Origin of the sequence: Nocardioides sp. (assembly GCF_035703625.1) — a bacterium.
Taxonomy (GTDB): domain Bacteria; phylum Actinomycetota; class Actinomycetes; order Propionibacteriales; family Nocardioidaceae; genus Nocardioides.
The window spans coordinates 1-9,655 of sequence record NZ_DASSXS010000227.1 but is presented as its reverse complement, the minus strand read 5'-3'; the positions used below and the strand labels follow the sequence as shown (position 1 = coordinate 9,655).

At 69.6% G+C, this 9,655-nt stretch carries 9 protein-coding genes and 1 tRNA gene; 5 read left to right on the top strand and 5 right to left on the bottom strand.

What is annotated here, in order from left to right:
- Positions 1-843 (bottom strand): FAD-dependent oxidoreductase (locus VFN12_RS11700; protein ID WP_325118863.1); only part of this gene is annotated, 843 nt, incomplete at its 3' end.
- A 203-nt stretch (positions 844-1,046) separates the two neighbouring features.
- Entirely contained in the window at positions 1,047-1,994 is a 948-nt protein-coding gene (locus tag VFN12_RS11695; RefSeq protein WP_325118861.1) for a pirin family protein, read from the bottom strand.
- 97 nt (positions 1,995-2,091) lie between these two features.
- On the opposite strand from VFN12_RS11695, the gene VFN12_RS11690 reads away from it, so the two are divergent.
- Both VFN12_RS11690 and VFN12_RS11685 read left to right on the top strand, forming a co-directional pair.
- Entirely contained in the window at positions 2,092-3,663 is a 1,572-nt protein-coding gene (locus VFN12_RS11690; RefSeq protein ID WP_325118860.1) for an NAD(P)/FAD-dependent oxidoreductase, read from the top strand.
- Positions 3,664-3,725: 62 nt separating this feature from the next.
- Positions 3,726-3,801: transfer RNA gene (locus tag VFN12_RS11685), tRNA-Lys, on the top strand.
- A 90-nt stretch (positions 3,802-3,891) separates the two neighbouring features.
- Here VFN12_RS11685 and VFN12_RS11680 read toward each other — a convergent pair.
- The gene (locus tag VFN12_RS11680) at positions 3,892-5,490 is read right to left on the bottom strand and encodes a multicopper oxidase family protein (protein WP_325118859.1); all 1,599 of its coding nucleotides are present in this window, start codon (positions 5,488-5,490) and stop codon (positions 3,892-3,894) included.
- Between the two features lie 392 nt (positions 5,491-5,882).
- Here VFN12_RS11680 and VFN12_RS11675 point away from each other — a divergent pair, with 392 nt between their 5' ends.
- On the top strand, positions 5,883-6,284 hold the full coding sequence (locus VFN12_RS11675) for a response regulator (protein ID WP_325118858.1): 402 nt from the start codon (positions 5,883-5,885) through the stop codon (positions 6,282-6,284).
- Between the two features lie 163 nt (positions 6,285-6,447).
- Positions 6,448-8,043: a multicopper oxidase family protein gene (locus VFN12_RS11670; RefSeq protein ID WP_325118857.1), complete on the top strand. Its 1,596-nt coding sequence runs from the start codon at positions 6,448-6,450 to the stop codon at positions 8,041-8,043.
- Between the two features lie 4 nt (positions 8,044-8,047).
- On the opposite strand, the gene VFN12_RS11665 is transcribed toward VFN12_RS11670, so the two are convergent.
- Positions 8,048-8,452, bottom strand: a complete 405-nt coding sequence (locus VFN12_RS11665; RefSeq protein WP_325118856.1) for a hypothetical protein — start codon at positions 8,450-8,452, stop codon at positions 8,048-8,050.
- A gap of 319 nt (positions 8,453-8,771) precedes the next feature.
- Here VFN12_RS11665 and VFN12_RS11660 point away from each other — a divergent pair, with 319 nt between their 5' ends.
- Positions 8,772-9,197 carry an ATP-binding protein gene (locus VFN12_RS11660; protein ID WP_325118855.1) on the top strand — a complete coding sequence of 142 codons (426 nt, stop codon included), beginning with the start codon at positions 8,772-8,774 and terminating at the stop codon, positions 9,195-9,197.
- A 40-nt stretch (positions 9,198-9,237) separates the two neighbouring features.
- Here the strand turns inward: VFN12_RS11660 and VFN12_RS11655 are convergent.
- A partial coding sequence (locus tag VFN12_RS11655; protein WP_325118854.1) for a hypothetical protein occupies positions 9,238-9,655 on the bottom strand: 418 nt, incomplete at its 5' end.

Here is a 9,655-nt window from a genome sequence, read left to right as displayed (position 1 = left end):
CGGCTCGAAGAGGCCGACCATCATCCCGCCGCCCTCCTCGCGGTAGTAGCCGTACGACGCGGGGTCCTCGAACACCGGCGCGTCGGGGTCGAGCCCGTCGATGGTGTCGGTGATCAGGTAGTAGTGCTCGGCCGCCTGGTTGGGGATCACGAGACCGTTCCGCGCTCCCAGCTCGCGCGCCCACATGCCGGCGCAGTTGACGACGTACTCCGCCTCGATCCCCGTCGTCTCGCCGGATGTCCCCGTGGACACCCGGACACCGGTCGCGCGCCCGCGGTCGGTGAGCACGTCCTCGACCGAGACGCCCTCGACGATCCGCACTCCGAGCTGCCGGGCTCCCCTGGCCAGGGCGAGGGTGACGTCGACGGGGTTGACCCGCCCGTCGCCGGGGACGTGGAAGCCGGCGAGAAGGTCGTCGGTCCTCGCCCAGGGGAACAGGTCGGCCATCTCCGACGGCGAGATCTCGTCGACCTCGAGCCCGAGGTGGCGCTGGAAGGCGGCGACCCTGCGGTACTCCTCCAGGCGGTCCTCATCGGCCGCGGCCTCGATGAGCCCGACCGGCTTGAACCCGGTGGCCTGCCCGGTCTCCTCCTCCAGGCGCGCGTAGAGCTCGCGGGAGTACATCCGGATCGCGGTCGAGGTCTCCGACGTCGACCCGAAGCAGGTCATCAGGCCCGCCGCGTGCCAGGTGGTGCCGGAGGTGAGGCGGTCGCGCTCGAGCAGGACCACGTCGGTCCAGCCGGCGTGGGCGAGGTGGTAGGCGACCGAGCAGCCAATCACGCCCCCGCCGATGACGACGACGCGGGCACGGTCGGGGAGCCGACTCCCGGCGGTGGTGGTCACCGGTCAAACCTACTGGGCACCGGTGGTGCCGGACCCGGTAGCCGCCGCGTCCTCAGGCCGTCGGCCGGAGCCTGGCGACCTCCACGCGCGCCAGTGCCGCGACAGCGACCTGCTCCCACCCGGCGCTGGGCCCCGGCATGTTCCTGGGTCGCTCTCCGTCTGCACGAGCGTCGAGGCGTCGAGCAGGCCGTCCTGAGTGACGGTCAGCCCGGGATGTGCCCGAACCTGCCGTGCTGGAAGTCCTCGAACGCCTGGATGACCTCGGCCTTGCTGTTCATCACGAACGGACCCGCCCAGGCGAGCGGCTCGCGGATCGGACGGCCCCCGACCACGATCAGGTCGAGCTTCGGCGATCGGCTCTCCTGGGTGCGGTTCGCGGTGGCGGTGAGGTACTCGCCGGAGCCGAGCACGGCCGTCTGGCCGCTCCTGATGGGCCGCTGGTCGCGGCCCACCGTCCCGGCACCACTGAGCACGTAGACCAGCGCGTTGAAGTCGGCGGTCCACGGCAGGTCCATGCGTGCGCCCGGTTCGACGGTCACGTGGGCCAGCGCCATCGGCGTGTGGGTCGATCCCGGGCCGGGGTGACCACCGACCGACCCGGCAATGACCCGCACGAGCGCCCCGGCGTCGTACGTCGTGAGCAGCGCGACCTCACCGGAGCGGATGTCCTGGTAGGCCGGCGCCGAGAGCTTCGCGGCACGCGGGAGGTTGACCCACAGCTGGATCCCGTGGAAGAGCCCGCCCGACTCGACCAGCCACTCGGGCGGCGACTCGATGTGGAGGATGCCCGCGCCGGCGGTCATCCACTGGGTGTCGCCGTTGGTGATGGTTCCGCCTCCGCCCAGGGAGTCCTGGTGGTCGAAGACGCCGTCGATCATGTAGGTGACGGTCTCGAAACCCCGGTGCGGGTGCCAGGGCGTGCCCTTCGGCTCACCGGGGGCGTACTCCACCTCCCCCATCTGGTCCATCATGATGAACGGGTCGAGGTGCGCGAGGTCGATGCCGGCGAAGGCCCGGCGCACAGGGAATCCCTCGCCCTCGAAACCCTGCGGTGCGGTGGTGATCTTCCAGACCGGACGGGCCTGGTCGCCCAGCCCCGGCTGGGGCAGGCGCGGGAGGTGGACCAGGTCGTCGACGCGGACAGCCGGCATTCGACGCACCTCCTCCCTCCCCTCAATGGTAGTTGAATCTTGGATGTTTGCCCCATGCCGATGAGTCAAGCTCCGCAGGCCCGACTACCTTGGGTCGGTGAGCTCCTCAGCGAAGCAGTACGACGTGGTCGTCGCCGGTGGTGGCCACAACGGCCTCGTCGCGGCTGCGTACCTGGCGCGGTCCGGCCTGTCGGTCCTCGTCCTCGAACGGCTCGGCCACGTCGGGGGTGCCGCGGTCTCGGCCCAGGCGTTCGCCGGGCACGAGGCGCGGCTGTCGCGCTACTCCTACCTGGTGTCCCTGATGCCCGAGCAGCTCATCGCGGACCTCGACCTCGACCTCTCCCTCACGTCGCGCTCGACGGCGTCCTACACGCCGACGCTGCGGGACGGCAAGCCCGGCGGACTCCTGGTCGAACGGCCTGAGGGCCCCGAGACCGCCGCGTCGTTCGAGGCGCTGACCGGAGGCACCACCGAGTACGACGCCTGGCGATCCTTCTACTCCGACGTCTCCGACCTGGCCCGGGTCGTGGCGCCCACGCTGCTCTCCCCCCTGCCCACCGAGCGCCAGGTCCGCGAGCAGGTCGAGGCCCGGGTGTGGGACGAGCTGGTGGTGAATCCGCTCGGGGAAGCGATCGAGGCCCGGTTCACCGACGACACCGTCCGCGGCCTGGTGGGGACCGACGCGGTCATCGGGACGTTCGCCTCGCTGCACGACCCGTCGCTGATCCAGAATCGCTGCTTCCTCTACCACCTGGTCGGCAACCAGACCGGCGAGTGGAGGGTGCCGGTCGGAGGCATGGGTGCGGTCACCGACGCGCTGGCCGCCGCCGCATCGTCCGCAGGAGCCGAGATCATCACCTCGGCCGGGGTGAGCCGCATCGACGCCGGCGATGACGGCGCCGAGGTGACCTGGCACGACGGGATGAGCAGCAGCACCGTCTCGGCCCGTTTCGTCCTCGCCAACGTGGCGCCCTGGGTGCTGCGGATCCTGATGGGCGAGGCCGAGGAGGCCGCGACCAAGCCGCAGGGCGCCCAGATCAAGATCAACTTCCTCCTCAACCGGCTGCCCCGGCTCAAGTCGGGCGTCGACCCCTCGGTCGCCTTCGCCGGCACGCTCCACCTCGGTGAGGACTACACCCAGCTGGAGGCGGCGTACGCCGACGCCGCTGCCGGACGGGTGCCCTCGGCGCTGCCCGGGGAGGTCTACTGCCACTCGCTGAGCGACCCGTCCATCCTGGGCTCGGCCCCCGACGGCGCCCACACCCTGACCTACTTCGGCCTGCACACCCCGGCCTCGCTGTTCGAGCAGGACCCGGTCGAGACCAAGCGTCTCGCGGTCGCCCGCGCCCTGTCCTCCCTCAACGAGCACCTGGCGGAGCCGATCGAGAGCTGCGTCGCGACGGACGCGACGGGAGCTCCCTGCGTCGAGGCGAAGATCCCGCAGGACGTCGAGGCCGACCTGGCCATGCCCGGTGGCCACATCTTCCACGGCGACCTGGACTGGCCGTGGGCCCCCAACCGGGCCCGCCTCGACACGCCGGCGCGCCAGTGGGGGGTGCAGACCGACCATCCGTCGGTCGTGGTCTGCGGCTCCGGCGCCCGCCGTGGAGGCGCGGTCTCCGGCATCGGCGGACACAACGCGGCCCAGGCCGTCCTCGCCCTCCGCTAGCACCCGCTGGCGATTTTTCGAGCCCGAACCCCGCTGATAGAGTTGGCGTCGCTTCGCAGCGCGCGCCATTAGCTCAATTGGCAGAGCAGCTGACTCTTAATCAGCGGGTTCGGGGTTCGAGTCCCTGATGGCGTACCACCTCGCAGGTCAGGCCACATCACAGGCCTGACCTGCGTGCATTTGCGAGCTACCTCGGCACACCTGCGAACGCGGGTGTCGGAAGCCCGATCAGCCCGGGATGCTGCGCCTGGCGGGGGCCGCCTCGATCGGGTGGTTCGGGTCGCGCTGGCCAGGGTTCCAGCCCACGGCGAACTGCTGCATCATGTCGCTGTCCTCGTGGACCAGGTTGTGGCAGTGGACCATGTAGCGCCCGCGGTGTGGACCGAAGCGCATGATCACCCTCACCGTCTCGCCCTCCCCGACATAGGCGACGTCCTTGGGCCCGCGTTCGTAGTCGAACGGCGGACGGCCGTTGCGGGTGAGGATCTTGAAGTCGATCAGGTGGATGTGGACGGGGTGGAACCAGCCTCCGGAGGGGTTGGTGAGCTCCCAGATCTCGGTGGAGTTCAGCCTGGGGTTGGCGACCAGCAGCTCGAAGTTGCTGTTGATCACGTCCTCCCACGTGCGACCGTTGATCGTCCAGATCCCGCCCGCGCGCTCCACGCGCAGCTGCCGGGTCCGGACGGCGTCGGACGGCTTGAGCCCCATCACGTGGCTGTTGACCAGGGTGTCGGGCAGTTGGTTCCAGGTGTGGTCACGCTTGGAGAACGGCGCGTCGGTGACGTCGAAGGCCATCACCTGGTCGGTGTTGTCGTAGTCGCGGTTGTTCCTGTTGGAGAGGTTGCGCAGCACCACGCGCTGGCCCGGCCGGTAGCGCCGGAAGTCGATCAGCACCTCGTACCGCTCCGCGCTGGCCTGTCGCCACTGGTCCACCCGGCGCGCCTTGGGCATCAGTCCGCCGTCGGTCGCGACGATGGTGACCGGGTCCCCGTTGCCGAGCTGGAACCGGTAGGACCGCGAGATCGATGCCACCAGGAAGCGGAACCGGTAGATCCGGCGCTTGACCTTCATCACCGGCCAGGGCCGGCCGTTCACCAGGATCACGTCGCCCCACAGGCCCGACTCGTCGTCGCCGAGCGTCAGCTGCCCGCGGGCGGTGAAGGCGGCGTCACCGATCGTCAGCGGCACGTCGAACTCGCCCTGAGGAAGCAGAGCCTGCTCCGCAGCGTCGTGCATGTGGTACTGCGCGTAGAGGCCGGCGTAGGCGTTCTGGGCAGTGTGGTGCACGCCGTGGTCGTGGTACCAGAGGGTCCGGGCAGGCTGGAAGTTCGGATAGCGGTAGTCCTTGAACCAGCCCGGCCCGGTGATGTCGCTGGCGTAGCCGTCGTACTGAGGGAGCGAGGCCGAGCCGTGCAGGTGCATCGACGTGGTCGAGCTGTGCCCGAGCGCGGGGTGGATGTCCGGCAGCTGGTTGCGCACCCGCACGACGGCACGGCGACCGCGGCGGACCTTGATCGTCGGCCCCGGCGTGATCCCGTTGTAGCCGTACATGATCGTCGACATCGTCGGCAGGATCCGTGCCCTGCGGACCTGCTCCTGGAGCGTGAAGTAGTCGGTCCACACGCCGTCCCGGTCGCGGCGACTCCTGTCCGGACGAAGGACCGGGGGTCGCACGAACCGGTTCCGGAAGGGCCGAGGCATGTCCCTCGGCGCGAGGTCGCTGGCGGTGGCCGCGCCAATCGCGCCCCATGGCAGCTGCGTCGTGCCAGCCGCGCCGACGACCCCGAGTGCGCCGAGCTTCATCATGTCGCGTCGGGTCAGTTCCACGCTGAATTACCCCCGGGTACCGTCCAAGTGCGCCGTCCCCGAGCCAGCTCGTTCGTTGCACAAGTCTGCCGGGATGCGGCGGTCGCCGGAATCGCCCCCGAGGATCAAATTCAACGTTCAACCGTGCTGGCGCGACTAGGACCTAGGGACTAGTACCCCTAGTTCCCGCACGGCCGTCAGCACCGCACCCGAGCAGGATCATCCGGTGCTCCGGGCGCGCCCGAACACATCGGGGATCATCCGGTCCGACATCCGCAGTGGTGCAGTCGGATGGCACCACGGATTCCGTCCGGGTGGTTTTCGGCCGGCAGCGGACAACCACCACACCTCGCGGCCGGATCTGATCCATCCTTGCCGTTGCAGCACCGACCCCCGAAGAGGAAACCGACCCCATGACGCTCTCCGTGCTCGTAGTTGAGGACCGACCCGAGATTGCGCGGGTACTGACCTATCTCGTCGAATCCGACGATCGGCTGTCCCTGGCCGGCGTGGCCACGGACGGGGCCGAGGCGCTGGCGCTGACCGAGCAGCACCGTCCCGATGCGATCGTCTGCGACCTGCACATGCCCCGGATGGACGGTCTCGAGGCTGTTCCGCAGCTGCGGGAGTCCTGCCCCGACGGCGTCATCGTCATGTACTCGTCCGACCCGCACACCGCGAACGCCGCCCGTGCGCTCGGTGCCGATGCGGTCGTCGACAAGGCCGACGATCCGGCCGGGTTGTTCGAGCTGCTGGTCAGGTTGAGCGCATCCAGGCGCCGCACCACGGCCGCCGGGATCGTCCCCTCTGCGTGATCCGCACCTTGACCCGCCCTTAATGGTTACAACGGGCCAGCACGGCTGAACGCACAAATTGACCCGCGGGGGCGGTGGTCCGACCACTTCCGACCCGGCAGTGTGGTCCCGAATGCAGCTCTAGGGGACGGCATCACTAGGGACGGCACAAGGTAGTGGCGACATGGATCTGACTCGTCGTGACATGTTCAAGCTCGGGGCACTGGGAGTGGTCGGAACGGCTGGCGCGAGCCAGCTGCCGTTGAACGCTCTGGTCGAGGCGCAGGTGGCCAGCCTGCTGGCACCGGGAGACAGGCCACGGCCCTTCCGGACCCGGTTCGTGCGACCACCGGTGCTGCGCCCCACGCACAGCAGACGCGGCGCGGACGGTGTGTGGACCGACTACTTCACCGTCACCGAGAGAGCCCGCCGGGCGCGCATCCTCCCGACGATGTCGACCCTGATCTATGGGTACAACGGGATCACGCCGGGACCGACGATCAAGGTCCGCCGCGGGAGGAGGTCCGTCCTCCAGGTGCGCAACAAGCTGCCGGACATCCACCCCGCACTCGGGCAGGACTCCAACACGTCGGTGCACCTGCACGGCTCGGCCTCGCTCCCCCAGTACGACGGGTACGCCAGCGACACCACCGGTCGAGGCTGGTTCAAGGACTACCACTACCCGAACTTCCAGCCTGCCCGCACCCTCTGGTACCACGACCACGGCGTGCACCACACCGCCAAGAACGCCTACGCGGGGCTCTACGCGCAGTACCACCTGCACGACGCCGCAGAGCTGGCGCTCCTCCCCCAGGGAGAGTTCGACGTCCCCCTCATGGTGGCGGACGCCCTCTTCACGCCGCGCGGGGAGCTGACCCTCGGCGACGACGAGTCCGGCCTGTGGGGCGACGTGATCCTCGTGAACGGCCGGCCCTGGCCGGTGATGAAGGTCAAGCGCCGGATCTACCGGTTCCGCATCCTGGTGGCGTCCGTCGCCCGGTCCTACCGGTTCCAGCTCGGCAACGGAGACCCGGTCACCATGGTCGCCACCGACGGTGGGCTCATGCCGCGGTCACACACTGTCAGCCAGTGGCGACAGAGCAGCGCCGAGCGGTACGAGGTGCTGATCGACTTCCGGCGCTACCGCCCGGGCCAGCGCGTGGTGCTGCGCAACCTCTCGAACGACAACAACCGCGACTTCGCGAACACCGACCAGGTGATGGCCTTCGACGTGAGCGACGCCCCCTTCTCGACGAACAACTTCACCTGGAACCACCTGCCCGACACCCTCGTCGACAGTCCGGTGATGCAGCTCAAGCCGGCCGACGCGGTCCGGACCAGGCGACTCGCCGTACAACGGAACGGCGGTATCTGGACGATCAACGGCCAGACCTGGGAGGACGTGATCGCCAGCGAGTTCCAGATGGTGGTGGCCAGCCCCCGGATGAACACCACCGAGATCTGGGAGCTCACCAACCCGGGCGGAGGCTGGTTCCACCCCGTCCACCTGCACCTCGTCGACTTCCGGATCCTCGACCGCAACGGCCGTCCGCCGTTCGACTACGAGCGCGGACCCAAGGACACCGCCTACGTCGGGGAGGACGAGACGGTGCGAGTGCTCATCCACTTCGGCCCGCACGCAGGTCGCTACATGGTCCACTGCCACAACCTCGTCCACGAGGACAGCGACATGATGGTCCAGTACTCCGTCGGCTGGCGACCCGGCTCCCGTGACCGGAACGACCCGATGGGGACACCGGCACGACGCATCCCCGGCTGAGGCGTCAGCTCACCTCGAGCTGCACGATGATCGTCTCGGGGTCGTGGAGCTCGACGTCGACGGTGCCCGGCTGCTCGATTCCCGGGATGGTCACGGTGGACGTGCCCGCTTCGTACTCCAGCTCGAGCTCGGGCGTGGAGTGGACGTGGATCTCACCGGCCACGTCCGCGGTGAGGTCGAGCTCCACGTCCTGCCCGGTGGCGACCTCGAAGCGCTCACCGTTGGGGGTCACGGAATCCCCCTCGATGGTGACCTCGATGACCATGGGGCCTGTCGAGTCCGAGGTGCTGTTGCCCGACGCGGACGCGCTGTCGCTTCCGCCGTCGCTCGCCTCACCACCGCCGCCGCAACCGGTGGCCGCGGTGAGCGCAAGGAGCAGGGCGGCCAGGACCGCCGGTGTTCGACGCATGATGCTGTCCCTTCCGGTCAGACGCACGTTGCGCGTGCCACGAAACGCTACTGGAATCGCGACGTCCGGTGCGGCGATCCCGGGGGTTCACGAGCCCCTGGTCGATGGTTCGCGAGTTTTCGTCATTCACCCGGGCCGGGCCGATGGAAATGGGATTACCCTCGAGTGGGAAGTCTTCCGTCCGCCACTCCGCCGACGCCGGGCTCGCACGGACCGGAGCCGACGGTGACGCCGGGCGCCAGGTACCCACCACGCGGGCGTCGTCTCCACGCGCGGCGGCGCCCCAGCTGCACCGTGGGGCACGAAGGGGAGGGGACAGATGAGCATCCAGATCGTCATGATGCTGCCGTCGAAAGCGGCCAGCGTCTCCCTCGCCCGGCACACCACGGCGGACGCGCTGGAGACCCAAGGCGTGTCGCCGGATTGCGTCCACGAGGCCGAGGTGGCGCTGTCGGAGGCCTGCAGCAACTTCCTGCGCCGGTCCGGGACGGAGCAGAACTTCGAGGTGCTCATCAACATCGGCGACACCGAGCTCACCGTGCACATCCTGGACACCGGCGCCGGCCATCCCAGCGACCGGCTGCTCGCGAGCTGGCCAGAGATCGAGGTCCTGCCGGAGCACGGCCTCGCCCTGATGACGGCGTTCGCCGACCAGGCGAGCTTCGAGTCGGACAAGGACGGGTCGGTCCGGATCAAGAAGCGCCTGCGCTGGGGGGCCGCGCAGGAGCTCCCAGAGTCGGGTTGAGCCCACCGCACCCCGTCGGCAGCCCGTCTGCATCGCGTAGTCAGCTGCGCTGGGGAAGCAGCTCCCCCGCACCCAGTCCGACCATCTGCGGGGTGAGGGCGACATCCATCGCGCCGCAGATCGTGAGGAGTGCCGCGTCGTCCCCGGACGCCGCAGCGGCCCGCGCGGCCATGGTGACCGGGTGGGCCAGACGCCCGGCAACGGTGCGCGCCACCCGGGCCAGCTCCTCCGTCGAGCTGGTGGTGCGGGCCAGCTGGGACACCGCCTCGAGACACTGGTCCTCGATCCGTTGACGCATCGCCGCGATGAGCGGTCCGGCCCGGCGCGCCGCGAGGTGGTCACGGTGCCGCTGGACGGCGGCCCGGACCAGCGCATCGGCCCGGGTGATGCTCCCGGAGAGGTCGGGACCGGCCCCGGGGTGGTCCTGCATCCCACCCACGTCGACCAGCCTGACACCG